The organism is Fulvimarina uroteuthidis (assembly GCF_034321785.1).
GTDB lineage: Bacteria > Pseudomonadota > Alphaproteobacteria > Rhizobiales > Rhizobiaceae > Fulvimarina > Fulvimarina uroteuthidis.
In genome coordinates this window covers 1-26,516 of the sequence record NZ_JAXLPB010000001.1, presented here as the reverse complement: position 1 = coordinate 26,516, position 26,516 = coordinate 1, and the positions used below count along the sequence as shown (strand labels likewise).

20 protein-coding genes and 1 pseudogene are annotated in these 26,516 nt (G+C 64.9%); 9 read left to right on the top strand and 12 right to left on the bottom strand.

All coding sequences use genetic code 11. The features are described from left to right. Positions 1-53: 53 nt before the first annotated feature. The 3 genes from U0C82_RS00105 to trxB all read right to left on the bottom strand — a co-directional run bounded on the left by U0C82_RS00105 (position 54) and on the right by trxB (position 2,953). Complete coding sequence (locus U0C82_RS00105) at positions 54-926, bottom strand: metallophosphoesterase (RefSeq protein ID WP_322184655.1); 873 nt, start codon at positions 924-926, stop codon at positions 54-56. 58 nt (positions 927-984) lie between these two features. Further along, a complete protein-coding gene (locus U0C82_RS00100; protein WP_322184653.1) occupies positions 985-1,881 on the bottom strand; it encodes a LysR family transcriptional regulator in 897 nt (298 codons plus the stop codon). Positions 1,882-1,981: 100 nt separating this feature from the next. Further along, entirely contained in the window at positions 1,982-2,953 is a 972-nt protein-coding gene (gene trxB / locus U0C82_RS00095; protein WP_322184649.1) for a thioredoxin-disulfide reductase, read from the bottom strand. Between the two features lie 261 nt (positions 2,954-3,214). Between trxB and U0C82_RS00090 the strand changes: the two genes are divergently transcribed. The 3 genes from U0C82_RS00090 to U0C82_RS00080 all read left to right on the top strand — a co-directional run bounded on the left by U0C82_RS00090 (position 3,215) and on the right by U0C82_RS00080 (position 7,029). After that, positions 3,215-4,612: a TrkH family potassium uptake protein gene (locus U0C82_RS00090; RefSeq protein ID WP_322185948.1), complete on the top strand. Its 1,398-nt coding sequence runs from the start codon at positions 3,215-3,217 to the stop codon at positions 4,610-4,612. Between the two features lie 230 nt (positions 4,613-4,842). Then, positions 4,843-6,228, top strand: coding sequence for a TrkH family potassium uptake protein (locus U0C82_RS00085; RefSeq protein ID WP_322185947.1), 1,386 nt, complete (start codon positions 4,843-4,845; stop codon positions 6,226-6,228). 15 nt (positions 6,229-6,243) lie between these two features. Continuing rightward, positions 6,244-7,029, top strand: a complete 786-nt coding sequence (locus tag U0C82_RS00080) for a glycosyltransferase family 25 protein (protein ID WP_322184647.1) — start codon at positions 6,244-6,246, stop codon at positions 7,027-7,029. Here U0C82_RS00080 and U0C82_RS00075 read toward each other — a convergent pair. From U0C82_RS00075 to U0C82_RS00060, 4 genes are all read right to left on the bottom strand, one after another. Next, positions 6,966-8,084: a glycosyltransferase family 4 protein gene (locus U0C82_RS00075; RefSeq protein WP_322184645.1), complete on the bottom strand. Its 1,119-nt coding sequence runs from the start codon at positions 8,082-8,084 to the stop codon at positions 6,966-6,968. The genes U0C82_RS00080 and U0C82_RS00075 overlap by 64 nt on opposite strands. Before the next feature lie 6 nt (positions 8,085-8,090). Continuing rightward, a complete protein-coding gene (greA, locus tag U0C82_RS00070; RefSeq protein WP_322184643.1) occupies positions 8,091-8,564 on the bottom strand; it encodes a transcription elongation factor GreA in 474 nt (157 codons plus the stop codon). Between the two features lie 219 nt (positions 8,565-8,783). Next, positions 8,784-12,215 (bottom strand): carbamoyl-phosphate synthase large subunit, encoded by a 3,432-nt coding sequence (gene carB, locus U0C82_RS00065; RefSeq protein WP_322184641.1) that lies wholly within the window; start codon positions 12,213-12,215, stop codon positions 8,784-8,786. Positions 12,216-12,437: 222 nt separating this feature from the next. Further along, positions 12,438-12,689 (bottom strand): helix-turn-helix domain-containing protein, encoded by a 252-nt coding sequence (locus U0C82_RS00060; protein ID WP_322184639.1) that lies wholly within the window; start codon positions 12,687-12,689, stop codon positions 12,438-12,440. A 332-nt stretch (positions 12,690-13,021) separates the two neighbouring features. Between U0C82_RS00060 and U0C82_RS00055 the strand changes: the two genes are divergently transcribed. Next, complete coding sequence (locus tag U0C82_RS00055) at positions 13,022-13,174, top strand: hypothetical protein (RefSeq protein ID WP_322184637.1); 153 nt, start codon at positions 13,022-13,024, stop codon at positions 13,172-13,174. Between the two features lie 253 nt (positions 13,175-13,427). On the opposite strand, the gene U0C82_RS00050 is transcribed toward U0C82_RS00055, so the two are convergent. Beyond that, entirely contained in the window at positions 13,428-14,606 is a 1,179-nt protein-coding gene (locus tag U0C82_RS00050; RefSeq protein ID WP_322184636.1) for a GGDEF domain-containing protein, read from the bottom strand. A 345-nt stretch (positions 14,607-14,951) separates the two neighbouring features. On the opposite strand from U0C82_RS00050, the gene U0C82_RS00045 reads away from it, so the two are divergent. Next, positions 14,952-15,647, top strand: coding sequence for an OmpW/AlkL family protein (locus U0C82_RS00045; RefSeq protein WP_322184634.1), 696 nt, complete (start codon positions 14,952-14,954; stop codon positions 15,645-15,647). A 457-nt stretch (positions 15,648-16,104) separates the two neighbouring features. Here the strand turns inward: U0C82_RS00045 and U0C82_RS00040 are convergent, their stop codons facing one another. Continuing rightward, the gene (locus tag U0C82_RS00040; RefSeq protein WP_322185946.1) at positions 16,105-20,055 is read right to left on the bottom strand and encodes a vitamin B12-dependent ribonucleotide reductase; all 3,951 of its coding nucleotides are present in this window, start codon (positions 20,053-20,055) and stop codon (positions 16,105-16,107) included. Between the two features lie 572 nt (positions 20,056-20,627). Between U0C82_RS00040 and U0C82_RS00035 the strand changes: the two genes are divergently transcribed. Next, the gene (locus U0C82_RS00035) at positions 20,628-21,776 is read left to right on the top strand and encodes a sensor histidine kinase (protein ID WP_322184632.1); all 1,149 of its coding nucleotides are present in this window, start codon (positions 20,628-20,630) and stop codon (positions 21,774-21,776) included. Here the strand turns inward: U0C82_RS00035 and gpt are convergent. Continuing rightward, positions 21,773-22,270, bottom strand: coding sequence for a xanthine phosphoribosyltransferase (gene gpt, locus U0C82_RS00030; protein WP_322184630.1), 498 nt, complete (start codon positions 22,268-22,270; stop codon positions 21,773-21,775). The two genes, U0C82_RS00035 and gpt, sit on opposite strands and share 4 nt — an antisense overlap. Positions 22,271-22,358: 88 nt before the next feature. Continuing rightward, positions 22,359-23,096 (bottom strand): competence/damage-inducible protein A, encoded by a 738-nt coding sequence (locus U0C82_RS00025; RefSeq protein ID WP_322185945.1) that lies wholly within the window; start codon positions 23,094-23,096, stop codon positions 22,359-22,361. A 161-nt stretch (positions 23,097-23,257) separates the two neighbouring features. Between U0C82_RS00025 and wrbA the strand changes: the two genes are divergently transcribed. The 3 genes from wrbA to U0C82_RS00010 all read left to right on the top strand — a co-directional run bounded on the left by wrbA (position 23,258) and on the right by U0C82_RS00010 (position 26,319). Continuing rightward, complete coding sequence (wrbA, locus tag U0C82_RS00020) at positions 23,258-23,857, top strand: NAD(P)H:quinone oxidoreductase (protein WP_322184629.1); 600 nt, start codon at positions 23,258-23,260, stop codon at positions 23,855-23,857. A 204-nt stretch (positions 23,858-24,061) separates the two neighbouring features. Beyond that, positions 24,062-25,231, top strand: coding sequence for a pyridoxal phosphate-dependent aminotransferase (locus U0C82_RS00015; RefSeq protein ID WP_322184627.1), 1,170 nt, complete (start codon positions 24,062-24,064; stop codon positions 25,229-25,231). 2 nt (positions 25,232-25,233) lie between these two features. Then, the gene (locus U0C82_RS00010; protein ID WP_322184625.1) at positions 25,234-26,319 is read left to right on the top strand and encodes an AbrB family transcriptional regulator; all 1,086 of its coding nucleotides are present in this window, start codon (positions 25,234-25,236) and stop codon (positions 26,317-26,319) included. A 7-nt stretch (positions 26,320-26,326) separates the two neighbouring features. Here U0C82_RS00010 and U0C82_RS00005 read toward each other — a convergent pair. Further along, a pseudogene (locus tag U0C82_RS00005) lies at positions 26,327-26,516 on the bottom strand (5-aminolevulinate synthase); the annotation flags it as partial.

Sequence of the window (26,516 nt, the reverse complement as noted above, 5' to 3'; positions counted from 1 at the left end):
CACGTCGCCGCGAACCGAGCCCGCGTTCCCTGGGGTGCGGGCTCCCTTGGTCGCTAGGCTTCGTTGCGGAAGACAAGCGCGCCACCCGGTCGGTAGGCCTTGCGAACGGTTCCGAACCCGCGATCCGTCAAGACGGGCTCCCGGATCACGAGGTTGACGCCATCGGTCGACAGGAAATCCAGCGTTTTGGCCTCGCGGTCGATCAGGGCGGCCGTCAGCAGGCCGCCGTAGCAGGCGCCGGTGTCGATCGAAATGCGGTTTTCCGTCAGCGTCGGACGGTTGTCCTTCTGCGGCGTATGGCCGTGAACCACGATATGGCTGAGCGGGCCCGCATGACGCATGAAGGGGGCACGGATCCAGACGCAGTCACGCGCCGACTGGTTGTCGAGCGGCTTCGTCGGATCGACGCCCGCATGGACGAACGCAAGATCGCCGACGAGGGCGATCGTGTCCGCCCTTCTCAGACATTCGAGATGGGATGGACAGTCCTTGAGAATCGCCTCTCGTACGCCCTGCGGCGAACGGTCGGTTCCCGCCTGATAGCTCGCCAGGGTTTCGCGGCCGCCTTGTTCGATCCAGTTCGACAGTTCGGACGCCGCCAGTTCGTCAATCAGAAACCGAAGAAACCATTCGTCGTGATTGCCGAGGAAGATACGGGACCCCGCGCGCCCCTTCGCGAGGGCAAGCGCACGGTCGATCGCCCCACGCGAATCGGGACCACGATCCACCAGATCCCCCAGAATGAAGAAGGCGGCGTCGGCGAACGCATCGATGCCATTCACGCCTGCAACGAGATGGTCGAGATGGCTCGCCATTCCATGCACGTCGGCAATGGCGACGATGCGCTTCGGCTGGCCGTCCGCGTCGAGAGCGGCTGCGCGCCGTTCAAGCGTCGGAAAGAGATCGGCGGGATTCGTCGCCATCATCGCGTCACATGCCCTTCACGTTTGCCAGCGTCCCGACCGGGGACGCAGGATCGCCGCGTCAGAACGTCCAGGTCCGGGCTTTCGAGATCAGGAAGTCCCGAAAGACCTTCAGCTTCGCCGAATTTCGCAGTTCGTCCGGATAGCAGAGAAATGTATCGAAGGTCGGCATCTCGATTTCCGGCAGGATCTGGACGAGCTTCGTGCGCTGGTCGATCATGTAGTCCGGCAGGAGGCCGAGCCCGATGCCGCTCTCGATGGCCGAGCGGATGGCGATCAGATTGTTGATCTGCAGGATCGCCGAGCGAGGCTGTCCATGCTCGATGCCGATCGTCTCGAGCGTGTTCAGGTTGCGCAGATAGGGCGGTGCGGGTTCACCGAAGGTGATGATGCGGTGCTGGTCGAGATCGTCGATCGTCTGCGGGGCGCCGAAACGGGAAATGTAGACCGGCGAGGCGTAGACATGCAGATGCACGGTGAAGAGCCGGCGCTGGATGAGGTCCGGCTGCTGAGGCTGGCGAAGGCGGATGGCGGCATCCGCCCGGCGCATCGTGAGGTCGATCTCCTCATTGTCGAACATCAGCTGCAGTTCGATTTCCGGATAGAGTTCGAGGAATTCCTTCGAACGCTCGGTCAGCCACCCGGACCCGAGCCCCACGGTGGTCGTGACGCGCAGCTTGCCGCTCGGCTTTTCCTTCGTCTCGGTCAGCTGCATGCGGACCGCTTCGAGCCGTTGCAGCACGTCGTTCGCGGTCTGGAACAGCATCTCGCCCTGTTCCGACAGGACGAGGCCCCGCGCGTGGCGATGGAACAGCGGAACACCGACTTCCGCTTCCAGCGCCGCCACCTGACGACTGATGGCCGACTGGCTGAGGTTCAGGTTTTCCGAAGCCCGGGTGAAGGATCCAGCCTCGGCTGCCGCGTGAAATATTCGCAGCTTGTCCCAGTCGAGGGCCATGATCGCAATCCGTTCTGCCGGTCTCTTGGAGGCAATCGATTTTCTGGCAATCGATTATATTGCACTGCAGCATAACAAATCACGCTGCGCGAACCTAGTGTTATTCTGCGGCGAGCTTGTGACGTTCGATGGAGCGCGCCTGCAGCCATTTCTCCGCGTCGAGCGCTGCCATGCAGCCCATGCCCGCGGCCGTCACGGCTTGGCGCCAGACGTCGTCCGCCACGTCGCCGGCAGCGTAGACGCCCTCGATCGACGTGCGGACCGTGCCGGGTTCGACCCACAGATAGCCCGACGGCTTCTGCTTCAGCTTGCCTTCGAAGAGTTCGACCGCCGGCGCATGCCCGATGGCGACGAAAACGCCGTCCGCGGCCAGTTCCTCGGTCTCGCCGCTCCGCGTGTCGCGGACCCGCACGCCCGTCACCGAGCGCATCGGCTTCTCGTCGCCCAGGATCTCGTCGATCTCGCCGTTCCAGCGGGTGTGGATGTTGCCGGCGGCGAACAGGCGCTCCTGGAGAATGCGCTCGGCGCGGAACGCATCGCGCCGATGGATCACGGTGACCGATCTGGCGATGTTGGACAGGTACAGCGCTTCCTCGACAGCGGTGTTGCCGCCGCCGACAACGACGACGTCCTTGCCGCGATAGAAGAACCCGTCGCAGGTCGCACAGGCGGAAACGCCGTAACCCTGAAATTTCGCTTCGCTCTCCAGCCCGAGCCATTTGGCCTGGGCACCCGTCGCAACGATCAGCGCGTCGCAGGTATAGACGTCGCCCGAATCGGCCGTCAGGCGGAACGGGCGAACGTCGAGATCGGCGTCGACGATCAGGTCGTTGACGATCTCGGCCCCGACATTCGTCGCCTGCGTCTTCATCTGCTCCATCATCCACGGCCCCTGCACGGGATCGGCGTAGCCGGGATAGTTCTCGACGTCCGAGGTGATCGTGAGCTGGCCGCCTTCCTGGAGGCCTGCGATGACGAGCGGCTTCAGCATGGCGCGTGCCGCATAGATCGCCGCCGTGTATCCGGCGGGGCCCGATCCGAGAATCAGGACTTCCGTGTGCCGTTCGGTCATGTGACCCTCTTCATCGTCTGTCGTTGGCATTCCGCAGATGGCCTGCCGGTCTCCCCGGTTCAATAAGGCAGGCGCGGAAGGCTCGCAACACGGCTTGATGATCGACGATCAACAAGCCGTGCCGTTGCGGGCCGTTCCGACTGCCTGTAACTGTGCGCGCGCCACGCAGAGGGATGGAATGCCCCGCAAGGCGTTTCGGTTATGGGGAATCTCGCCATTTTCAGGACGATCGCCAACGTCACCTCGAATTTCGGTCTGGTGCTGGCCGGAACGATGATGATTCCTGCTCTCGTGGACATTTCGGACAGGAACGAGGACTGGAAGGTCTTCGTCGGGTCCGGCGTCCTGATCGCCGCGATATGCGGGCTGGTATCGGCAGCGACCGCGGGTGATCGCCCGCGCTTCACCCAGCGCCTCGGATTTCTCATCGTCACGTCGGTATGGCTGGTGGGCGCGCTGATCGGCGCGGTCCCGCTCTACATCTCGTCCGTCGAGATCACCTTTGCGGGCGCCTTCTTCGAAGCTATGTCGGGACTGACGACGACGGGCTCGACGGTGCTTGCCGGGCTCGATGCGATGCCGCGCGGCGTGTTGATGTGGCGCTCGCTGCTGCAATGGGTCGGCGGCATCGGCATCATCGGCATGGCGCTTCTCGTCCTGCCGGTGCTGCGGACCGGCGGTATGGCCATGTTCCACATGGAAAGCTCGGACCGGTCGGACAAGGTCCTGCCGCGGGTCGGCCAACTGTCCGGAGGTCTCGCCGCCGCCTATGTCACGCTGACGCTGCTGTGCTCCGTCGCCTATACGGGCCTTGGCATGACGTTCTTCGACGCCATCAACCACGCAATGACGACGCTCTCGACCGGCGGCTACTCGACCCACGATCTGTCGATGGGCTATTTCGACAGCGACGCAATCCTGATCGCGTCCACTTTGTTCATGATCCTCGGCGCCTTGCCCTTCGTCCTCTACATCCGGGCCTTCCTGCCGCGACGCTTCCAGTTGTGGAGCGATCCCCAGATCAAGGTCTTCCTGACGATCTGCCTGGTGCTGACGGTGGCGATCGCGATCACGCGACGGATCTACAATGACAGTTCGCTGGAGGAGGCCTTCGTGTCCTCGGCGTTCAATCTCGTCTCCGTGATCACGACGACCGGCTATGCCTCCGAAGATTATACGCTCTGGTCGAACGCGGCTGTCGGCATCATCGTCTTCGCCACCTTCCTGGGCGGATGCGCCGGCTCGACCTCCGGCGGCATCAAGGCCAACCGGCTCTATATCCTCTACAAGCTCGTCGCGCAGAACTTCCGCCGGCTGGTGCGGCCGCATTCGATCGTCCGGTTGAAATACGGAAACAACGAGGTCGCGCCCGAAGCCGTGCAGACCATCACGATCTTCTTCTTTCTGTTCTTCGGCACCTTGATGATCGGCACCGTGGCGCTGAGCCTTTTCGGTCTCGATTTCGACACGGCCTTTTCGGGAACGCTGACGGCGCTCGCCAATGTCGGCCCGGGAATCGGCCAGATGATCGGGCCGGCCGGCAACTTCGCGCTGATCCCCGACGGTGCGCTCTGGGTGCTCTCGGCGACGATGCTGCTCGGCCGGCTGGAGCTCGTGACCGTGCTCATTCTCTTCTTTCCCGCCACCTGGACCGACTGACCGGTTTCGCCCGCTCCCCGGAACGAAAGGGATGCAGGGCAGCAACAAGTGCGCTTGCGCGCGCTCTTTCGCCGTTGCCGCCTCGTCCGCCAGTCTGTATCCGGTTGAGACATGTTCGAGGGCCGGCCACCCCGGAACCCGAAAAGCACAGCGTTGCAGAAGGGGAGTCGGCAATTTTCAAGACGATCGCCAATGTGACGTCGAGTTTTGGCCTGGCCCTTGCCGGAGCCATGCTGATTCCCGCATTGGTCGATATTGCCGACAACAATCAGGACTGGAAGGTGTTCGTCGGCTCGAGCGCCCTCATCGGCATGCTCTGCGCCCTGGTCTTCATGGCGACGCGGGGTGACAAGCCGCGCTTCACCCAGCGACTTGGCTTCCTGATCGTCACCTCGGTCTGGGTGTTCGGGGCGGTCGTCGGGACGGTTCCGCTCTACGTCTCCTCGGTGAATCTGACGCCGGCGGGCGCCTTCTTCGAATCCATGTCCGGAATCACCGCCACGGGCGCGACGGTCATCTCCGGGCTCGACGCACTGCCGCGCGGCATTCTGATGTGGCGTTCGCTGCTGCAGTGGATCGGCGGCATCGGCATCATCGGCATGGCGCTGCTCATCCTGCCGACGCTTCGAACCGGCGGCATGGCGCTGTTTCACATGGAAAATTCCGACAAGTCGGACAAGGTCCTGCCCCGTATCAACCAGCTCTCGGGCGGGCTGGTCGCGGCCTATATGGTGCTGACCATGTTGTGCACGGTCGCCTATACCGGTCTCGGCATGTCGTTCTTCGATGCTGTCAACCACGCCATGACGACGGTGGCGACGGCCGGGTTCTCCACCCATGATCTGTCCATGGGCTATTTCGACGACAACCGGATCCTGTTGACGGCGACCCTGTTCATGATTCTCGGCGCCTTGCCCTTCGTCATCTACATCCGGGCCTTCCTGCCGCGCCGGTTCCATCTGTGGCGCGATCCCCAGATCAAGGTCTTCCTCACGCTCTGCCTGGTGCTGAGCCTGACCATCGCGATCTCGCGCCGGATCATCAACGGCACACCGTTCGACGAGGCGATGATCTCGTCGGCGTTCAACCTCGTCTCGATCATCACCACGACGGGCTACGCGTCCGAGGACTATACGCTCTGGTCGAACGCGGCGATCGGCGTCTTCTTCCTGGCGACGTTCCTCGGAGGATGTGCCGGTTCCACGACGGGCGGCATCAAGGCGAACCGGCTCTACATCCTCTATCAGGTCGTCGAGGCGAACTTCCGCCGTCTCGTCCGCCCCAACGCCGTCATCCGCATGCGATACGGCAACAACGAGATCGCCCCGGAAGGCGTCCAGACCGTCACCATCTACTTCTTCCTGTTCTTCGGAACGCTGCTGCTTGGAACCGTGATCCTGTCCATGTATGGGCTTGATCTCATCACCGCGTTCACCGCAACCTTGACGGCGCTCGCCAATGTCGGGCCCGGGTTCGGACAGGTGATCGGGCCGGCGGGCAATTTCTCGTCCCTGCCGGACGGCGCGCTGTGGGTGCTTTCGGTCACCATGCTGCTCGGGCGCCTCGAGCTGGTGACGGTCCTGATCCTGCTCTTCCCGGCCACCTGGAACGACTGAGTTGAAAGACCGGGAATGATCGCTGCAGCCTACATCAATCTTTCCCGCGCTAGCGAGCGGCGCGCGTTCATGGAAGGCCAGGCAGAGCGCCTCGGTCTCGATCTGGCCCGGTTCGCGGCCATCTCGACGGACGATGTGGACGAGGTCCGGTTCGAGGCCCTGCACGATCGCTGGGAGCGTCCCATGACGCGCACCGAGGTCGCCGCGCTCCTGTCCCATGCGGGCCTGTGGCAACGGGCGATGGAGACGAACGCGCCGATCGCCATCTTCGAGGACGATGCCGTCCTGTCGCCGCGCCTGCCGGATGTCCTGGCCGGCACGCTGCCGGCCTTCGACCTGATCAATCTGGAATATTTCGCACGGCGCAAGTTCTATCGCCGCTATGCGAGCGACGGGGTTATGTTCGACGTCGCACGCGACAAGGCCGGGGCCGCCGCCTACATCATCTCGCCGGAAGGCGCTCGCAAGGCACTGGCCGATCTCGATCGGCACGCCGCGCCGGCCGACGCATTTCTCTATGCCAGCGGCCGCCTCGACATCACGCAGATGGAGCCGGCGCTCGCCGTTCAAGCCGAAATCCTGCACCGCAACGGGATCGACCCCGGGATCCGGACCGTCACGCAGATCCACACGCCGCGCCCGCCTTCGAGCGCGCGGCCGGAAAACTGGCTTTTCGGCTGGCGCCGCTTTCTCACCCATCTGCGGCTCGTGCCGCTGCATCTGGGGCGCGGAACGTTCTACGAGTTTCGCCAGCCGCGCGTCGATCTGTCGGAATTTTCCCGCGACCAGAGCGCGTCGTAGACGGCTGCGATCTCGCCGGCCTCCCGCGCCAGCGGAAAGCGCGTCCGCACATGGGCAAGGCTCGCATGCGAGGCAGCATCGCGTTTTGCCGGATCGTCCATCAGCGGGGTGACGGCACGGGCGATCGCGTCTCCCGTGAACGCGTCGACGACGGAGCCGGTGACTCCCTCGACGATCAGCTCGCGAAAGGCACCTGCATCCGTCGCGACGACGGGGGTGCCGCTCGCCATGGCTTCGAGCGGCGTCAGTCCGAAACCCTCGTTGCGCGGCGGCGCGACGTAGAGATCGAACCGGCGGAACCAGGGCGCGATGTCGTCCACCTCGCCGACGAGCAGGATGCGCTCGCCCATTCCGGTCTCTGCGATCCGGCGTCTCAGGCCGGCTTCGAAGTCACGATGTTCGGCGGTGGTGCGACCGGTCGCGACGGCGACCCAGTCCGGCCGGTCTTTCAGGACCGCGATCATCGCCTCGACGAACAGGTCGGTGCCCTTCTGGTGGCGAATGCGGCCCGAACAGCCGACGACGCGCTTTCCCTTAAGCTGCGCGGCGAGCTTGCCGTCCAGCTTCGGCATCGGCCCGTCCGGCGTGAAGCGCTCGCAATCGATGCCGTGCGGAATGACGGTGTGCGGCACTTTCAGATAGGAGCCGCTTCGTTCGGATGTCGCGATCACGGCGTCCATGCGCCCGATGAGGAAGCGGGTGTAGGCCGAATGCTCCCGTTGAGCGGCCGACGTGAAGACGAGCCTCAGCGGCATGCGCAGGATATCGCGCATGACGAGGCCGGGCAGCATTTCGGTGTTGCGGCGCGCGTGCCAGATGCGAAACGGCTTTTCGCGCGGGCGTGCCCAAAGGGCGGGCAGGGCGGTCCAGGGCAGGCGGGGTATCGCGGCGGGCAGGACGTCGGGCCCCATCGATGCGATGGCGATCCGCCTTGCCTGAAGCGGCAGGAGCTGGACGATGGTGGAGGTGACGCCCGAAAGGCGGCGCTTGAAGTTCGGCGCGATGACGATCACGTCACGCGCCGAACCTCTCCTGCGACCGGTCCGGTGGTTCAAGATCGGCTACCGCCAGAGAACTTCGAGGATCTCGTAGGAGCGTGCGCCTCCCGGAGCCGCGACCTCGACCGTGTCGCCTTCCTGCTTGCCGATGAGCGCGCGGGCGATCGGCGAGGAGATCGAGATCCGGCCCTGCTTCACGTCGGCCTCCTGATCGCCGACGATCTGGTAGAGACGCTCTTCGTCGCTCTCCTCGTCGACGAGCTTGACCGTCGCGCCGAACTTGATCTTGTCGCCCGACAATCGCGAAACGTCGATCACCTCGGCGCGGGCCGTATAGTCTTCGAGTTCGGAAATCCTGCCCTCGTTGAGGCTCTGCGATTCCTTGGCCGCGTGATATTCGGCATTCTCGGACAGATCGCCGTGGGCGCGCGCTTCGGAGATCGCAAGGATGATCCGCGGACGCTCTTCCTGCTGACGGCGGCGCAGCTCTTCCTTCAGCGTTTCGAAACCCTTGGTCGTCATCGGGACCTTCTGCATTTCGCAACTCCACCTTTCGATACGGTCGGCCCACGGGCCGGCGCGTCTTTTTATCGTTCGTGCGGTCCCGTCCGACGCGCGGTCGAGCGGATCCGGAATACAAAGACAGGCCGTCCCGGGCGATGGGGACATCGCTCGGTTCCAGCCGGTTGATCGGACTTTGAAACAGCCCCGCCAGCGCCCTGTCGTGAGGGGCCCCGACGCGCTTGTCGTAAAACCTCAGGCGGCTGTAAAATACGACTGAAGCGGCCTGACTTCAAGATTGCCCGTCTTCAGCGCGTCGACCGCTTCGGCCGCCGCCTCCATGCCGGCGAGCGTCGTATAGTAGGGCAGCTTGTGCTGCAGCGCCGCCCGGCGCAGGGACAGGGAGTCCGAAAGCGCCTTCGCGCCTTCCGTGGTGTTGAAGACCAGCTGGACCTGACGGTTGCGCATGGCATCTTCGATGTGCGGACGTCCTTCGAGAACCTTGTTGACCCTCACCGCGTCGATGCCGTTTTCGGTCAGGAACTTCTGGGTGCCGCCCGTCGCCATCACCGAGAAGCCGATCTCGCTGAGGCGCCGGATCGTCGGCAGGATGCGCTGCTTGTCGGCATCCTTCACCGACACGAAGACGGTTCCCTCGCGCGGAAGATCGACGCCGGCACCGAGCTGGCTCTTGGCGAAGGCGAGCGCGTAGGTGCCGGCAAGGCCCATGACCTCGCCCGTCGAGCGCATCTCGGGGCCGAGCAGCGTGTCGACGCCCTGGAAGCGGGAAAACGGGAACACCGCCTCCTTCACCGCGATATGCGTGAGCTTCGTCATGTCCGGCTTGCCGCCATAGGCCGCGAACGCCTCGTCGAGGCTCTCGCCGGCCATGATCCGCGCGGCGATCTTGGCGATCGGTTTGCCGATCGTCTTGGCGACGAAGGGCACGGTGCGCGACGCGCGCGGGTTGACTTCGAGGACGAAGATCTCGTCCCCCTGGATCGCGAACTGGACGTTCATCAGCCCGCCGACCTTGAGGGCGACGGCCATCTCCTTCGTCTGGCGTTCGAGCTCGTCGGTGATCGCGGCGGACAGGGAATGGACGGGCAGCGAACAGGCCGAATCCCCCGAATGGATCCCGGCCTCCTCGATATGTTCCATGATGCCGGCGACATAGCTGTGCGTGCCGTCGCACAGGCAGTCGACGTCCACCTCGATCGCATCCTTCAGATAGCCGTCGATCAGGACCGGCGACTTGCCGGACACGACGACCGCCTCGCGCATGTAGCGCTCGAACTGATGGTCGTTGCGAACGATCTCCATCGCCCGGCCGCCCAGGACGTAGGACGGGCGAACGACGACGGGATAGCCGATCCGGTCGACGATGGTGCGGGCCTCGTCCACCGAGCGCGCGATGCCGTTGTTCGGCTGCTTGAGCTTGAGATCGTTGAGGAGGCGCTGGAAGCGATCGCGGTCTTCGGCCAGGTCGATCGCGTCCGGCGAGGTGCCGAGGATCGGGATGCCGGCCTTTTCCAGGGCTTCGGCAAGTTTCAGGGGCGTCTGCCCGCCGAACTGGACGATGACGCCGTGCAACGTGCCGCGCTGCTTCTCCGTATGCAGGATTTCCAGCACGTCCTCGGCCGTCAGGGGCTCGAAGTAGAGCCGGTCCGACGTGTCGTAATCGGTCGAGACGGTTTCCGGATTGCAATTGATCATGATCGATTCGTAACCGGCGTCGCCGAGCGCGAAGGCGGCATGGCAACAGCAATAGTCGAACTCGATGCCCTGGCCGATCCGGTTCGGACCGCCGCCGAGAATCACGACCTTCTTGGCATCGGTCACGTCGGCCTCCGAGCGTGCTTTGCCGGCGAAGGGGCGCTCATAGGTCGAATACATGTAAGGGGTGGGCGAGGCGAACTCCGCCGCGCAGGTATCGATGCGCTTGAACACCGGGCGCACGTCCAGCCCATGCCGGTGCTTCGTGACCGCGGCCTCCTCCACGCCGGCGAGCGTGCCGAGACGGGCATCGGAAAAGCCGCAGGATTTCAGGAAGCGCATATTGTCCGCATCCTCCGGCAGGCCATGCTCCCGTACGCGTGCCTCCATCTCGATGATCGCGCGGATGCGGGCAAGGAACCAGGGATCGATCTTGCAGGCGGCGAAGATATCGCCGTCGGTCAGGCCCATGCGCATGGCCTGCGCCACCATCAGAAGCCGGTCGGGCGTCGGCGTGCCGAGCGCGGCCCTTATCGCGTTGAGATCGTCGCCTTCGCCCGATCCGGGGATCTCGATCTCGTCGAGGCCCGTGAGCCCGGTCTCGAGGCCGCGCAGCGCCTTCTGGAGCGATTCGGCGAAGGTGCGGCCGATCGCCATGACCTCGCCCACGGATTTCATCGCCGTGGTCAAGATCGGCTCGGCGCCCGGGAACTTCTCGAAGGCAAAGCGCGGGATCTTCGTGACGACATAGTCGATCGAGGGCTCGAAGCTCGCGGGCGTCGCGCCGCCGGTGATGTCGTTCTCGAGTTCGTCGAGCGTGTAGCCGACCGCGAGCTTGGCCGCGATCTTGGCGATCGGAAAGCCGGTCGCCTTCGACGCCAGCGCCGATGAGCGCGAAACGCGCGGGTTCATCTCGATCACCACGAGGCGGCCGGTCTCCGGATTGACCGCGAATTGCACGTTCGACCCGCCGGTCTCCACCCCGATCTCGCGCAGAACCGCGATCGAGGCGTTCCGCATGATCTGGTATTCCTTGTCCGTCAGCGTCAGGGCCGGGGCGACGGTGATGGAATCGCCGGTATGGACGCCCATCGGATCGATGTTCTCGATCGAGCAGACGATGATGCAATTGTCCGCCCGGTCGCGGACCACCTCCATCTCGAACTCCTTCCAGCCCAGAACGCTTTCCTCGACCAGAACTTCCGTCGTGGGGGAGGCGTCGAGCCCGGTTTCGACGATCTCGAAGAATTCCTGCCGGTTGTAGGCGATCCCGCCGCCGGTGCCGCCGAGGGTGAAGGAGGGGCGAATGATGGCGGGCAGGCCGACCTCGTCGAGCGCCTGTGCGGCGGCCGCGAGCGCATGGTTCATGTAGCGCTGCTTGCGATCCGAGCGGCCGAGCTGCCAGGCGACCTCGAGTTCGTCGAGAGCTGTATTGCGCGCGTCGCCCGTGGGCAGCCGGGCGCGAATCTCGTCGCGCTGGTCTTCGTGCACCTTCCGGTCCTCGGCCTTCGGGCCCGCGGCATTCGCCAGCACCGAGCGGGGGGTCTCCAGCCCGATCTTCGCCATCGCCTCGCGGAACAGGGCGCGGTCTTCCGCCTTGTCGATCGCTTCGGCGTTCGCGCCGATCATCTCGACATTGTACCGCTCGAGGGTGCCCATGCGCTGCAGGGAGAGGGCGGTGTTCAGCGCGGTCTGGCCGCCCATCGTCGGCAGGAGGGCGTCCGGACGCTCCTTCTCGATGATCTTGGCGACGACTTCGGGTGTGATCGGCTCGATATAGGTCGCGTCGGCGAGATCGGGATCGGTCATGATCGTCGCCGGATTCGAGTTGACGAGGATGATCCTGTACCCTTCGGCCTTCAACGCCTTGCAGGCCTGCGTGCCGGAATAGTCGAACTCGCAGGCCTGCCCGATGATGATGGGTCCCGCGCCGATGATGAGGATCGATCGGATATCGGTACGTTTGGGCATGGGCTTCTCATCCGCTTCACGGGGTTCGCGCGCAAAACCGCACCGGGGCTTTCAAAGAAGCGTTCCCGGGTCGCGGCGCAAACAGGTCTCAAGGCTAAGGCCGCCTTATAGGGACAAGTCGTTCACGGGGAAAGGGGACAGCCGCGCATTTTGCGGCATGGCGGAACCGGTCGCCTTCCGCGTCCCGTTCGCGATCCCGCCGGACGCTGACGGCGGCCGCGATCACTGCGAAGGGGACGTCGGGCCGGTGATCTCGGCAACGCCGGGCAGGGTTCGTCCGTCATAGCCTTCGATGCCCATCGAAAGCGCGAAGCAGGCGAGCTCCACGGTCTTCGGAATATCGACCTCCTTGCCGCCGCGCGCGCCCTTTTCGTAATATTGGATCACCCGTTTCTTCAGGCCGAGCTTGTCGGCGGCGTCTTTCTGCTTGAGCCCGAGACCCTTTCTCCAGGTCCTGAATGCTGCGGGCGTCATCGGCAACTCCATCCATCGTCGCGCGTCTTGTTCGTCGCGTGTTGCAATCCCCGGAACGGGTTTCCCTGTCAACCATGGCCGAACCAGGCGCAAGCCGGCGCAAAATCGGGAATCGCGAATGCCTGGCGTCGGTTACGCCCGAACGCACCGCCGACCCTTGGCAATAAAAATGCACGAGGTGCGCTTTCGAAGGGTTGAAAAAACGCACGATGTGCACCTTATTGAAAACAGCCGATGGCGCGTCGCCGGTTCCGCGCATCCGCCGGAAACATGACGCAACGTCCGGTTAAGTCTCTTGGAATACACTAGAAAAAACTGTCGGGAGGAATCCAATGCTTGCAGATATCATCGTCGGGCGCTCGTCCTGTGGCGGAGAGCGTGGACGTTTCGACATGCACCAGCACGCCATGGTCCATTACGGGTTTCGCCGTTCCCTCAGACGGCTCCTCGTGCGGTTTCATCTCGTGAAGGCGCGGTCCGTCTGACCGGGCGGGCCCGACGGCCGGGAGCGAAACGTTCAAAGGGGCGAAAGCGCTACGCCGGTCGAAACGCCGCCGCATCCTGAGCATCGCCGCGCAGTCACGACTTGCGGACGGCGACGGCTGGCCGGTTCCGCCTTCGTCCCTTTCCGGCGACCCTCCCTGACTTAGGCCGGCGGCGTTCGAAGACGGGCGCGCAAAGCCATCAAACGTGCGTTCGCGATACCGGAAGCGACAGGGTGCCCGTGCGAAAGGTTCGCTAGGCCGTCATGCCGAGAGGCGCGATCCGGTCGTGTCGCGTTCCGCAAACCCGGTTGCGGCCGCAGGTCTTGGCTTTGTAGAGCGCGCTGTCGGCCTGCCGCATTGCTTCCTCGAAGCCATCCAAGACCATTTCGCTGATGCCGACGCTGATGGTGACCCGGATTGGTTGGGCGTCCGGAAGCGCGAACGGCTCGGCCTCGATCGTGCGACGCAGACGCTCGGCGACCGCGAACAGGTCCGAGAAACCGGTCTTCGGCAGGATCACGAGAAACTCCTCTCCCCCCCAGCGCGCGACGATGTCGCTCCGGCGCATGGAGTCGCGCAATCGCTGCGAGAAGGTCGCGAGCACCGCGTCGCCGGCATCGTGCCCATAGGTGTCGTTGATCGCCTTGAAATGATCGATGTCGACCAGAAGAACCCCGTCCACACCCTCCGGCGTCGCGTTGGAATGGATCTGGGCCAGCTTGATCTGCAGGCCGCGCCGGTTGACGAGATCGGTCAGCGGGTCCGTATAGGCCAGACGCTCGATGGTCAGAAGCGCACGCTCGTTCGCCATCGCGATATAGCCGAAATAGATCAGGATCCCGGATGCCTGGTCGACGATCATCGAGGCGGTGGCGCTTTCGGTGGAATTCATCGGTATGTCGGTCGCGACAAGCAGGACCAGCGTCAGACAGAGCATCACCGCATAGGAACCGAGCGCCCCGGCCACGATATAGGCCGACCACAGGCGTTGCCCCTGCGAACGTTGCACCGCCTCATAGGCGCCGAGAGCCGCATAGGCGGCGCCGGCAACGACGGCGGCCGACAGCGCGACGCGCAGGGGAACGCCCGCCAGCATCATGCCGCCATAGACGAGCCCCGGCACGAAGATCATCCATGCCAGGGTGCGGATCGGCACGCTCTTTCCATGGAACTCGCGCAGTCCGCTCCAGGACAGCGCGAGGCTGCCGGCGAAGAAGGTGTAGATGACCCAGGCTTCGGCGAACGTCATCCATCGGGTGGTGGGCACGCGCGCCATGATCGTCGATCCGATCATCGAGGCGAAGATCGCGCCGATCCAGTGCCAGTGGCAGCGCTCGCCTGGATTTCGGACCGCCACGATGGTGAAGACGATCAGATAGGCGCAGCGGCCGAGCGCGCTCGAAAGATGAAGCGTTTCGAGATCAAACTGCATGGCGCAAACTCGGTCGCGATCGCCCGGTGATGCGATGGTTCGATAACGGGATGGGATGTGGGCGTCTCAAGTGCGGGGCTTTCGCTGGCCGGTTTTCATGTTCGCGACACCAGGCCGACAAGGGATGCGGTCTGTAGCATCAGAAAACCACGGACACGTAAAGCGCTCATGAATATTACTTATAGGATGTGTTAACACGCCCGTGTTACGGGTCATTCGCAACGGCATGGCGCGCAGGGGCTGCGCCGCTCGCAAGCCCCCTTCGACGGTCCGACGGCGTCTGAGGGAGATCCATCACGGGCAATGCCCGATCCACATATGTCCGGGACGCTCGCAGGTTCGAAAATGCATTCCACGACTGTCAGATTTCCGGGCCTTGTCCGCGCTCTCGCCCTCACCGGCACGATGATGGCGGCAACGCTGGCGCAGGCGCAGGACGCTGCCATTCCGATGCCGCGCCCGACCGAAGAACAGGCTGCGGGACTGGAGGCGGGCGACTGGCTCGTCCGGGCGCGTATCGCCGGCCTGTTTCCGGTCGACGAGACCTCGTCGGTCGGCCTCATCGGCGGCCGGATCGAGACGCCGGACATGATCCTGCCCGATCTGCAGATCGCCTACTTCCTGACCGATCGGATCTCCGTCGAGGGCCAGGCCGGCGTCGTGCGGACGCGCCCGAGGATCGTCGGCTCGATCATCGGCGAGTTCGAGATCGGCACGATCTGGAGCGCGGCGGTGTCAGGCTCGATCCAGTACCATTTCCTCCCCGATCAGCGGCTCAACCCCTATGTCGGCATCGGGGCCAGCTACTCCCATCCGATCTCGACAAAACCGGCCAGGGGTGTTTCGGACTTCGACGTGAAGGCCCAGACCAGCCTCCTGATCCAGGCCGGCGCGGACTATCGGATCTCCGGCGACTGGTTCGGCAACGCGGTCGCGAGATATCTCGTCGTTCCCGAGCAGGTCTACCAAGGCGGCGGCGCATCGTTCGAGTCCGACGCCGACATGGTGTTCGTCGGCGCCGGCATCGGCTACCGCTTTTAAGGTCGTCGCGCGCGGGGATGCTCGCAAGGCGCGAACGGTGCGATCGCGCCGGCCCTGAGACGATCGTTGCCGGCTCGCCGCGATCGCGGCTGTCGGACATCGGATATCGGGTGCGCCGCAAGGGCGTCCGATCGCACGCAATGTCTCGGCTTCCCGACTGACCGCCGTCAGAACCGCATTTGCGGGCCGCGCGCCTATCCGCAAGGATCGTCGTTCGACATGAAAGATCCAATGATACGGTCCCGGTCGCGGTCCTCGTCTCGCCAGGGACGCCGCACCGATCCGGCCGAACGAAAAAGGACGAGACATGTCAGGCGACATTCCTCGTCCTTGAACGGTTGCAGCCGCGACCCGTCCCCCGGTCCGACGCAAGATCGCGACGATCCGGGGACGGCGGCGAACGCCATATCGTTCGGCGAACTTACCTATCGCAGTATGCCAGTACTCCTCCGGGCGATCAGCTGCAGCCGCTTGTGGATCCGCAGGTGTCGCATTTCAGGCAGGTGCCGTTGCGGACCATGGAGTAGTTGCCGCACTCGGTGCAGCTGTCGCCGGTGTAGCCTTTCATCATCGCGACGGCGCGGCGTTCGCCGACGGTGGCGTTGGCCTGGGGGGCGACGGCGCTGGCCGTCGGGGCAGCATCGCCGCCAGCATCGCGGGCGCGGGGCGTCGAGATCCGGGCGTTGGCGACATTGGCCGTGTCCTTGCCGGTCGCCGGGAAGGCGAGCGGCTGGTCGAACAGGCCATGGGCCGGCGACTGGTCGGCGACCGGCGCGGGTTCGGAGACGGGCGCCGTCTCGTAGTCGCGCTTGAACGCCGTGGCCTGGCCGCCGGAGACGACGGCGAGGGGGCCGGGCGTCTTGGCCGCGCCCGCCGCGCCGGGCTTGGTGCCGATCTGGGCGATATTGCTCGAAGCCTTGGCCGTCGTCACCGGGGCGGCGCCGCCGGCGGGACGGGCGTTGCCCGGCTTGTCGCTGCCCGCGAGCGCGCCTTGCGCCTCGCTGGAGGAGACCAGACGGAACTTCGAGGTCTGGCCGCGCACCATGCCGCTCGAGATCGGCAGGGAGGCGGGCTTGTCGCCCTCCACGCCGCGCCCGACGGTGGAGGCGCCGAACTCGTCCGGCTGGACGTGGGCGAGATCGTGCCGGCCGAGATAGGACACGGCGAGCTCGCGGAAGATATAGTCGAGGATCGACGTGGCGTTCTTGATCGCCTCGTTGCCCTGCACCATGCCGGCCGGCTCGAAGCGGGTGAAGGTGAAGGCCTCCACATATTCCTCGAGCGGCACGCCGAACTGCAGGCCGAGGGAGATGGCGATGGCGAAATTGTTCATCATCGCGCGGAAGGCGGCGCCTTCCTTGTGCATGTCGATGAAGATCTCGCCGATGCGCCCATCGTCGAATTCGCCGGTGCGCAGATAGACCTTGTGGCCGCCGACAATGGCTTTCTGGGTGTAGCCCTTGCGCCGGTTCGGCAGCTTCTCGCGGTCGCGCACGACCTTCTCGACGACGCGTTCCACGATGCGCTCGGCGATCTGCACCGCCTGCTCGGCCGGGGGCGCGGCCATGAGGGCGGCCGTCACCTCCTCGACCGTGTCGTCCTCGTCCTCCTCGTCCGCAATCAGCGAGGCGTTGAGCGGCTGGGACAGCTTGGAGCCGTCGCGATAGAGCGCGTTCGCCTTGAGGGCGAGCTTCCAGGACAGCATATAGGCCGCGTTGCAATCCTCGACGGTCGCTTCGTTCGGCATGTTGATGGTCTTGGAGATCGCACCCGAGATGAAGGGCTGGGCGGCGGCCATCATGCGGATGTGGCTGTCCACCGAGAGATAGCGCTTGCCGATGCGGCCGCACGGATTGGCGCAATCGAACACCGGATAGTGCTCGACCTTCAGGTGCGGCGCGCCTTCCAGCGTCATCGCCCCGCAGACGTGCACATTGGCGGCCTCGATGTCCTTCCTGGCAAAGCCGAGGAAGGGCAGGAGCTCGAAGGTGAAATCGTTCAGCTGCTCGTCGGATACGCCGAGCGTCTCCTTCATGAAGGTGTCGCCGAGAACGTAGCGGTTGAAGACGAACTTGATGTCGAAGGCCGCCGTCAGCGCGTCGTTGATCTTGCCGATCAGCTCGTCGGTGAAGCCCTTGGCCTTCAGCGAGCCCGGATTGATCGCCGGCGCCTGGTCGAGATTGCCGTGGCCGACGGCATAGGCCTCGATCTCGGCGAGCTGGGCTTCCGAATAGCCGAGGGTGCGCAGCGCCTCGGGCACGGCGCGGTTGATGATCTTGAAGTAGCCGCCGCCGGCGAGCTTCTTGAACTTGACGAGGGCGAAGTCCGGCTCGATGCCCGTGGTATCGCAATCCATGACGAGGCCGATCGTGCCCGTCGGCGCGACGACGGAAACCTGGGCGTTGCGGTAGCCGTTCCGTTCGCCGAGTTCGACCGCTTCGGTCCAGGCGGCCTTGGCCCGGGCGGACAGGCGCTTGTCGGGAAGGTTCGCATGGTCGAGCGGAACCGGATCGACCGCGAGCTTCTCGTAGCCGTTGGCGATGCCGTGCGCGGCGCGGGCATGGTTGCGGATGACGCGCTGCATATGTTCGGCGTTGCGCTCGTAATCGGGGAATGTGCCCAGTTCGGCCGCCATTTCTGCGGAGGTCTTGTAGGCGATGCCGGTCATGAGCGCGGAGATCGCACCGCAAATGGCGCGGCCTTCCTTCGAATCGTAGGGAATGCCGCCCGACATCAAAAGCCCGCCAATGTTGGCATAGCCGAGGCCCAGCGTGCGGTAGTCGTAGGAAAGGCGGGCGATCTCGCGGCTCGGGAACTGGGCCATGAGGACGGAGATCTCGAGCACGATCGTCCACAGCCGCGTCGCGTGTTCGAAGCTTGCCGTATCGAAGCGCTTGATCTCGCCGTTCCGCTCCACGAACTGGAGAAGATTCAGCGAGGCGAGGTTACAGGCCGTGTCGTCGAGGAACATGTATTCCGAGCACGGATTGGATGCGCGGATCGAGCCGGCCTCCGGGCAGGTGTGCCAGTCGTTCATGGTCGTGTTGAAGTGGAGGCCCGGATCGGCGGAGGCCCAGGCGGCGTAGCCGATCTGCTCCCACAGGTCGCGCGCCTTGACGGTCTTGTGGATCTTGCCATCGGTCCGGCGGACGAGATTCCACTCCTCATCGTTCTCGACGGCGCGCAGGAAATCGTCGGTGAGGGAGACCGAATTGTTGGAATTCTGGCCGGACACCGTCAGGTAGGCCTCGGAGTCCCAGTCCGTGTCGTAGACCGGGAATTCGATGTCGGTGAAGCCCTGGCGCGCGAACTGGATGACGCGCTTGACGTAGTTCTCCGGAACCTGGGCCTTCTTGGCGTCCTTGACGGCGCGCTTCAGGGCAGGGTTCTTGTTCGGATCGTAGCAGTCGCCGTCGGGCCCGTCGCAATTGATGCAGGCCGACAGGATGATCTTCAGGTGCTTGGCGACGGTCTTGGAGCCGGTGACGAGCGCGGCGACCTTTTCCTCCTCGCGCACCTTCCAGGAGATGTACTTCTCGATGTCCGGATGGTCGATGTCGACGACCACCATCTTGGCCGCGCGGCGCGTGGTGCCGCCGGACTTGATCGCGCCGGCCGCCCGGTCGCCGATCTTCAGGAAGGACATGAGGCCGGACGAGCGTCCGCCGCCGGACAGGTTCTCGCCTTCGCCGCGAAGGTGCGAGAAGTTGGAGCCCGTGCCCGAGCCGTACTTGAAGAGACGCGCCTCGCGCACCCACAGATCCATGATGCCGCCTTCGTTGACGAGATCGTCGGCGACGGACTGGATGAAGCAGGCGTGCGGCTGCGGATGCTCGTAGGCCGAATCGGACGCGCGGAGTTCGCCCGTCCTGTAGTCCACGTAGAAGTGACCCTGGCCGGGGCCGTCGATGCCATAGGCCCAGTGCAGGCCGGTGTTGAACCATTGCGGCGAATTCGGCGCGACCTTCTGGGTCGCCAGCATGTAGGCGAGCTCGTCCCTGAAGGCGCAGGCATCGTCCTCGCTGTTGAAATAGCCGCCTTTCCAGCCCCAATAGGTCCAGGTGCCGGCGAGCCGGTCGAAGACCTGACGGCCGTCCATTTCCGAGCCGAAGCGTTCGTCTTCGGGAAGCTCGGCGAGCGCGTCATGGTCGGCGACCGAGCGCCAGAGGAAGGAGGGAACGTCGTTCTCCTCGACACGCTTCAGGCGGGCGGGAACGCCGGCCTTGCGAAAATATTTCTGCGCGAGAATGTCCGATGCGACTTGGCTGAACTGCGCGGGCACGTCGATATCGGCCAGCCGGAAGACGATCGAGCCGTCCGGATTCTTGATCTCGCTCGTCGCCTTGCGGAATTCCACGGTCTCGTAGGCGCTCTCGCCGGCCTTGGTGTAGCGGCGTTCGATCTTCATGCCCATGACGGCCTCGTTCGTTCTGAATTGTGCTCGTGGCAGTGGCTCCGGGACGGCATGGTCACTGGAACAGCCACCATGCCAGACGTGGCATCCAGTGGAGCTACAACATATGCCCGTCCGAGAGTTCGCTGACGCTATATATAGTAGAACGAAGAGGCTTAAGCGAGTCTGAACGCAGTCACCCGAACGGTTCGACGGGACTTATGCACCGCTTCCGCGAGCCCTCCGGCCGCGGATTGCGGTGCGCTTGCCTTGCTGCGAGAGTAGGTCGCCCAAGCGATTCGGGCAAATCGTCAACGACACATGTCCACCGACTTCGGCTTTTGAACAAAAGCCTGTGGAAATCTTCGAAAGACCGGACGGGGTGTTATCGTTCGACGGTATGGCGCAAACCGCGAACGAGCCCCGTAACGGACGGGAAGAGACCGGCCTTTCAGGTGCTTACGCGCATCTGTCGCCCGTCCGGCCTGGCGTCGTCGCACGCCCACACGCAGTGCGGGGCCGCTGTCTTTGGGATCGACACAGGATAGACTTGGCAAAACCTCGCTTGAACCTGTGAGGCTCCCCTCATGGCATGGAAGGATGGACGGCTGGCCGATTGGAGCATCTTCGGGCCCGAGCCCGAGCGCGAATTCGATCGTATAGCGCGTCTGGCCACGCGATATCTGCGCGTGCCGTCCGCCTTCATCACGTTCATGGAAGCGAACCGGCAGGTTTTCAAGAGCGAGGTCGGACTGCCCGAAGCCTGGGCCGATCTGCGCGAAGCGCCGATCATCCATTCGCTGTGCAGCGACGTGGTGGCCGAGGGCAAGCCGATCGTCGTCGCCGACTCGCGCCTCAACGCTCGGCTGAAGGACGATCCGGCCATCGAAGCGCTTGGTGTCGTCGCCTATCTCGGCGTGCCGATCAAACTGCCGACCGGCGAGCGGGTCGGTTCGTTCTGTGCGATCGATGACCGACCGAACGCCTGGAGCGACGACGATATCGGCGTTCTCGCCGAACTTGCGGAACTCATTTCGCGCGAGATCGAGCTCCGGTTCGAGGTCGCCCGGCGCGAGGCGGCCGAGGCCGAGATCCTGCTCGTTGCAAGAGAGCTGCAGCACCGGGCGCGGAACGCCTTCTCCATCGTCCAGGCAGTGATCTCCCTGTCGATGCGGGACAAGGCGCTGATGCCCCTGAAGCTCGAAATCATCGACCGGATCTCGACGGTGTCCTCGACGCAGGACCTGATCGCCCGGCAGCCCGGCGGTACGGTCTTGTTCTCCGACGTGGTGGAGCGTGAGCTCTCGCCGCTCGCAAGGCCCGAAAGCTATCATATGGCCGGATCCAGCGTGCCGATCATGGCGAACGAGGCCGTGTTCGTCGGGATGATCGTCCACGAACTGGTGACGAACGCCGTCAAGCACGGGGCGCTGCGCCCCAATTCCGACGGGTTCCTTTCGCTGCGATGGTGGAGCGAGACCGAGGCGACGGACCTGCGTCTGCATTTTCTGTGGCGGGAAACCAATCTTGGCGAGGCGGCCCGCCTCGACCCTCACGAATCGGACGAAAGCGGTTTCGGATCCGAACTGCTGCATATCCTCGTGACGAACCAGTTAAAGGGGTCCATCGAACGCGAGCTCAACGCGGACGGCCTGACGATCCGGATGCAGCTTCGTCTCGCCTCGCCGCCGACTGTTCCGGCGCTGCCGGCCAGCATGGGCGATGGCGTCGTCTAGCCCTTCGTCTCCTTGCCGATCGGCGCCTGGAAGGTCAGGCCGAGATCCCAGGGAAAGAAGATCCATGTGTCCTGGCTCACCTCGGTGATGAACGTATCGACGAGCGGGCGCCCCATCGGCTTGGCGTAGACGGCGGCGAAATGCGCCGCGGGCAACATGTCGCGCACGATCCGTGCGGTCCGGCCGGTGTCGGTGAGATCGTCGACGATGAGGACATCCTTGCCGCCATCGGCGGTCAGTTCCGCCGACACGCCTTTCAGCACCTGCAGCTGACCTTGCTCGGAATAGTCGTGATAGGAGGCCACGCACACCGTCTCGATCATGCGCACGCCCAGTTCGCGGGCGATGATCGCGGCCGGAACGAGACCGCCGCGCGTGATGCAGACGATCGCGCGCCAGTCCTTGTCCAAGCCGGACAGCCGCCAGGCGAGCGCGCGCGCATCCCGGTGGAACTGGTCCCAGGAGACAGGAAAGGATTTTTCGACCGCTGTCATCGCGTTGCGCCTTCAAGGGTTGGTTCAGGAAAGGCACCGATAAGCGGGCCGGACGGTTCTTTGCAAGGCCGCTTCTGCGACGCGTCGATCAGGACAGCGCGTCGATCATGGCGCGGACGGCTTGTTCCGCCTCGTCGAGCTTTGCCCGGTCGCGCGACCGGATGATGATCTCAGTGGTGTAGCGACCTTCGGCGAACCGGGGATAGGAGCCGATCGATACCCCGTCGCGCGCCCTGGCGATCTCGGCCAGCGGACCGCCGATATCGCCCTCGCCGAGCGGGCAGGCAACGGCGCGGCTTTCGATCGGGATGCCGTGCGGCAGGCTCTTCACCAGATTTTCGAGCATCGCCTGGAAGACGTGCGGCACGCCCGCCATGACGTGGACATTGCCGATGGAAAAGCCTGGCGCGGTGGAGACCGGATTGTCAATCAGGCTCGCCCCCTGGGGCGTCCGGGTCATGCGGCGGCGCGCATCGGTGAACGGCAGGTCGCGGCCTTCGTAATAGGAGCGGAGCCGTTCGACCGCTTCCTCATGCTCGCCGACCGGCAGTCCGAAGGCCGCGCCGACGGCATCCGCGGTGATATCGTCATGGGTGGGGCCGATGCCGCCGGAGGTGACGACGATATCGTAGCGTGCTCGCAGCGCGTTCAGCGCCTCGACGATCCGAGCCGCGTCGTCCGGCACGATGCGCACCTCGGCAAGATCGATGCCGGCGAGCGTCATGACCTCGGCGAAATGGCCGATGTTCCTGTCCTTGGTCCGCCCGGACAGGATTTCGTCGCCGATGGCGAGCATGGCGGCGGTGGAAGGCACTGGCTCGGTCACGATCATTTCGCCCTTGTCGTTTCGCCTGGACGAGATCGGCATCGCGCGCCGAACGTCAACCGGGAGGCGACGTTCCGTCATCCACTTTTGGGCTCGCCGGACCCGGGCATTCATTCTAAGTGCGTCCTTGCACGCATAGAGACACGGAAAAGGTGACAGGAATGACGAAAGTTCTCGTTCTTTACTATTCGAGCTACGGCCATGTCGAAATGATGGCCGGCGCGGTTGCCGAGGGCGCACGGGAAGCCGGTGCCGACGTCGACATCAAGCGCGTGCCCGAGACCGCCCCCGCGGAGGTCGTGAAGGCGGCCGGTTTCCGTAGCAATCCCGATCATCCCGAAGCCCAGCCGGACGATCTTGCCAACTATGATGCGATCATCGTCGGTTCGCCGACGCGGTTCGGCAATATGAGTTCGCAGATGCAGTCCTTCTTCGACCGCACCGGCGGTCTGTGGGCCGGCGGAAAGCTGATCGACAAGGTCGGCGGTGCGTTCACCTCGACCGCCTCCCAGCACGGTGGCCAGGAAACGACGCTGATCTCGATCCAGAAGACGCTGCAGCATCACGGCATGATCCTCGTGGGGCTTCCCTATTCCTACGACAAGCTCACGGAGCTCGGCGAGGTTATCGGCGGCACGCCCTATGGTGCCTCGACGATCGCGGGCGGCGACGGTTCGCGTCAGCCGAGCGAGATCGATCTGGGCGGCGCGAAGTTCCAGGGCAGGCGCATCGCGCAGATCGCGGCCAAGCTCGCCGGCTGACGCCCGGACGATCGATCCGCGGTTCGGACCCGGCGCGACATCGGACGAAGACAGGCGCGGCAGCCGGCAAGGCTGGCGCGTTTTTCGCGTTTTCCGATGGTCCGGGCGCCGGAAAGGGTTGGCTCCGGAACGGTTCCGGTCTAGCTCGTTTCCGAAGCTCGACGAGCCTTCCGTTCCCTCACCTCTTGTCCGTTCGGTTTTCCCATGACCCATCTGTCGCGCCTGCGCTCCGAAGCTCTCAATGCCCCCGCGAGCGGGATCGTCGCCGTCATCCAGTATGCGCTCGGCCGCGAGGGCCTGCTGCCGATGTGGGCGGGCGAGGGCGATCTCCCGACGCCTGACTTCATCGCCCGGGCGGCCGCCGACAGCCTTGCGCGCGGCGAGACCTTCTACACCTATCAGCGCGGCCTTCCCGAGCTGCGTCAGGCGCTCGCGGACTATACGGCGCGGCTTTACGGCCGGCCCCAGAGCGAGGAGCGGTTCTTCGTCACCGGGTCGGGCATGCAGGCGATCCAGATCGCCATCGGCGCGCTGGCCGGCGCCGGTGACGAGGTCGTCTATTTCGGTCCCGCATGGCCGAATTTCGCCGCCGCCGCGGGACTGATGGGCGCAAGACCGGTGGAGGTGGCGCTCGAGCCCGTCGAAGGTGCCTGGCACCTCGATCTTTGCAAGGTGCGCAGCGCGGTGACGGAGCGCACGAAGGCAATTTTCGTCAACACGCCCGCCAACCCTACCGGATGGACCGCGAGCGAGGACGAGTTGCGGGCGATCCTCGCGATCGCGCGGGAGACGGGCACGGCGATCATCGCCGACGAGATCTACAGCCGGTTCTACTATGGCGGCGCGCGCGCCCCGTCCTTCCACGATGTGATGGACGAGAGCGACACGATCCTGTTCGTCAATTCGTTTTCGAAGAACTGGGCGATGACCGGCTGGCGCATCGGCTGGATTGAGGCGCCGGCGGAACTCGAGGCGGTCATCGCCAATCTCATTCAATATTCGACGTCCGGCGTCGCGCCGTTCATGCAGCGGGCCGCGATCGCGGCGCTGCGCGACGGCGAGCCGTTCGTCGAAGAGCAGATCGCCCGCGCCCACACGGCGCGCGATCTGTTTTCCGAACGTCTCATGGCGACGAACCGGGTGTCCCTGACGCCGCCGGCCGGCGCGTTCTATGCGTTCTTCGCGATCGACGGCGTCACCGACACGCGGGCTGCCGCCTTCCGCATCATCGACGAGGCGGGCGTCGGGCTCGCGCCGGGTACCGCGTTCGGTCCGGTCGGGCCGCAATTCCTGCGCGCCTGTTTCCACCGCCGTCTGGACGAGGTCGAGATGGCCGCGGACCGGATCGCCGACTGGATCGGCCGGAACGCCTAGCCATGGGTGTCATGACGAGCGCGCGACGGCAGCGCATCCGGCAGGTCGCCGTGGCGCTTCTCGTGGCGGCGGCGGGCGGCGCGCTGGCCGCCGCTTTCTCCATGCCCGTCGCATGGCTGCTGGGGCCGCTTGTCGCGATCGCGATCGCCAGCGTTCTGGGGCTCGACACTCGCTTGCCCCGACCGTTTCGGCAGATCGCCTTCTTCGTGCTCGGCGTCCAGGCCGGCTCCGGCGTGACGCCGGATGTCGTGAACCAGTTCGCGATCTGGCCGTTTTCCTTCGCGATCCAGATGGCCGGCGTCCTGCTCATCACCGGGGGCACCTACGTCTATCTGCGCCACCTTCTCGGCTGGAACCACGAGACCTCTCTGTTCGCCAGCCTTCCCGGCGCGCTCGCCTTCGTGGTCGCGGCCGCCGAGGACACCAACACCGACATGCAGCGCATGCTCATCGTCCAGACGGCGCGGCTTCTCCTCCTGATCGGGGCGTTGACGCCGTTCCTCGCCTGGCTCGAGAGCGGCGGCGGCGGCGGTCTGGAGCTGGCGCGAGGTGCGGGCGGGACGGTGTTCGACTACGCCGTGCTGCTGGCTGTCTGCCTCGCGAGCGCGCTGTTCGGAGCTCTCGTGCGGCTGCCGGGCGGCATGATGCTCGGCGCGCTGATCGGCAGCGCCGTCCTGCACGGCACGGAACTCTCCTCCGTACCGGTGCCGGACGTCATCGCGTTGCCCTGCCTGGTCCTTCTTGGAACCGTCATCGGCTCGCGGATCTACGGTGTCGAGAGGCGGGCGCTCGCAACGCTCCTGCCGGTCTCGGTCATCTGCTTTGCGATCGGCATCGCGTTTTCGGCGCTCGCAGGTCTCGTCGCCGTTCTGATCCTGCCGCTCGATCCGGGCAAGGTGGCGCTCGCCTATGCGCCCGGCGCGCTCGAGGCGCTGACCGTCCTGGCGTTCCAGTTCGACGTGGATCCGGCCTATGTGGCCGCGCACCACGTGGTTCGCTTCATGGCGATCGCGCTGATCGTGCCGTTTCTCGCACGCAGCATCCGGAGGAAAGATCGTCGCGGCGGCGTCGGGGAAGAGACTCCCTGACCGATGGTCAGCCGCCGGCCTTCGAGACGACGAGCGGTGTGACTTCGGACGAACACTCTTCCGCATCCGGGCGGTCGGAGGCGAACGCGATTCCGAGGGTTTGCCAGGTTTCGACGAGGGCGATCTTCAGGTGCTCGACGAGGGTGTCGTCGTGGAGGGGGGTCGGCGTGATGCGGAGCCGCTCGGTGCCGCGGGGC

What these genes read in the sequence shown, in the direction of transcription:
- wrbA (WP_322184629.1), top strand. Translation starts at nt 23,258, where the DNA reads ATGACGAAAGTTCTCGTTCTTTACTATTCGAGCTACGGCCATGTCGAA.
- U0C82_RS00060 (WP_322184639.1), bottom strand. Translation starts at nt 12,689, where the DNA reads ATGACGCCCGCAGCATTCAGGACCTGGAGAAAGGGTCTCGGGCTCAAG.
- U0C82_RS00010 (WP_322184625.1), top strand. Translation starts at nt 25,234, where the DNA reads ATGGGTGTCATGACGAGCGCGCGACGGCAGCGCATCCGGCAGGTCGCC.
- U0C82_RS00035 (WP_322184632.1), top strand. Translation starts at nt 20,628, where the DNA reads ATGGCATGGAAGGATGGACGGCTGGCCGATTGGAGCATCTTCGGGCCC.
- trxB (WP_322184649.1), bottom strand. Translation starts at nt 2,953, where the DNA reads ATGACCGAACGGCACACGGAAGTCCTGATTCTCGGATCGGGCCCCGCC.
- U0C82_RS00055 (WP_322184637.1), top strand. Translation starts at nt 13,022, where the DNA reads ATGCTTGCAGATATCATCGTCGGGCGCTCGTCCTGTGGCGGAGAGCGT.
- U0C82_RS00050 (WP_322184636.1), bottom strand. Translation starts at nt 14,606, where the DNA reads ATGCAGTTTGATCTCGAAACGCTTCATCTTTCGAGCGCGCTCGGCCGC.
- U0C82_RS00045 (WP_322184634.1), top strand. Translation starts at nt 14,952, where the DNA reads ATGCATTCCACGACTGTCAGATTTCCGGGCCTTGTCCGCGCTCTCGCC.
- U0C82_RS00040 (WP_322185946.1), bottom strand. Translation starts at nt 20,055, where the DNA reads ATGAAGATCGAACGCCGCTACACCAAGGCCGGCGAGAGCGCCTACGAG.
- U0C82_RS00105 (WP_322184655.1), bottom strand. Translation starts at nt 926, where the DNA reads ATGATGGCGACGAATCCCGCCGATCTCTTTCCGACGCTTGAACGGCGC.
- gpt (WP_322184630.1), bottom strand. Translation starts at nt 22,270, where the DNA reads ATGACAGCGGTCGAAAAATCCTTTCCTGTCTCCTGGGACCAGTTCCAC.
- greA (WP_322184643.1), bottom strand. Translation starts at nt 8,564, where the DNA reads ATGCAGAAGGTCCCGATGACGACCAAGGGTTTCGAAACGCTGAAGGAA.
- U0C82_RS00100 (WP_322184653.1), bottom strand. Translation starts at nt 1,881, where the DNA reads ATGGCCCTCGACTGGGACAAGCTGCGAATATTTCACGCGGCAGCCGAG.
- U0C82_RS00080 (WP_322184647.1), top strand. Translation starts at nt 6,244, where the DNA reads ATGATCGCTGCAGCCTACATCAATCTTTCCCGCGCTAGCGAGCGGCGC.
- U0C82_RS00085 (WP_322185947.1), top strand. Translation starts at nt 4,843, where the DNA reads ATGCTGATTCCCGCATTGGTCGATATTGCCGACAACAATCAGGACTGG.
- U0C82_RS00015 (WP_322184627.1), top strand. Translation starts at nt 24,062, where the DNA reads ATGACCCATCTGTCGCGCCTGCGCTCCGAAGCTCTCAATGCCCCCGCG.
- carB (WP_322184641.1), bottom strand. Translation starts at nt 12,215, where the DNA reads ATGCCCAAACGTACCGATATCCGATCGATCCTCATCATCGGCGCGGGA.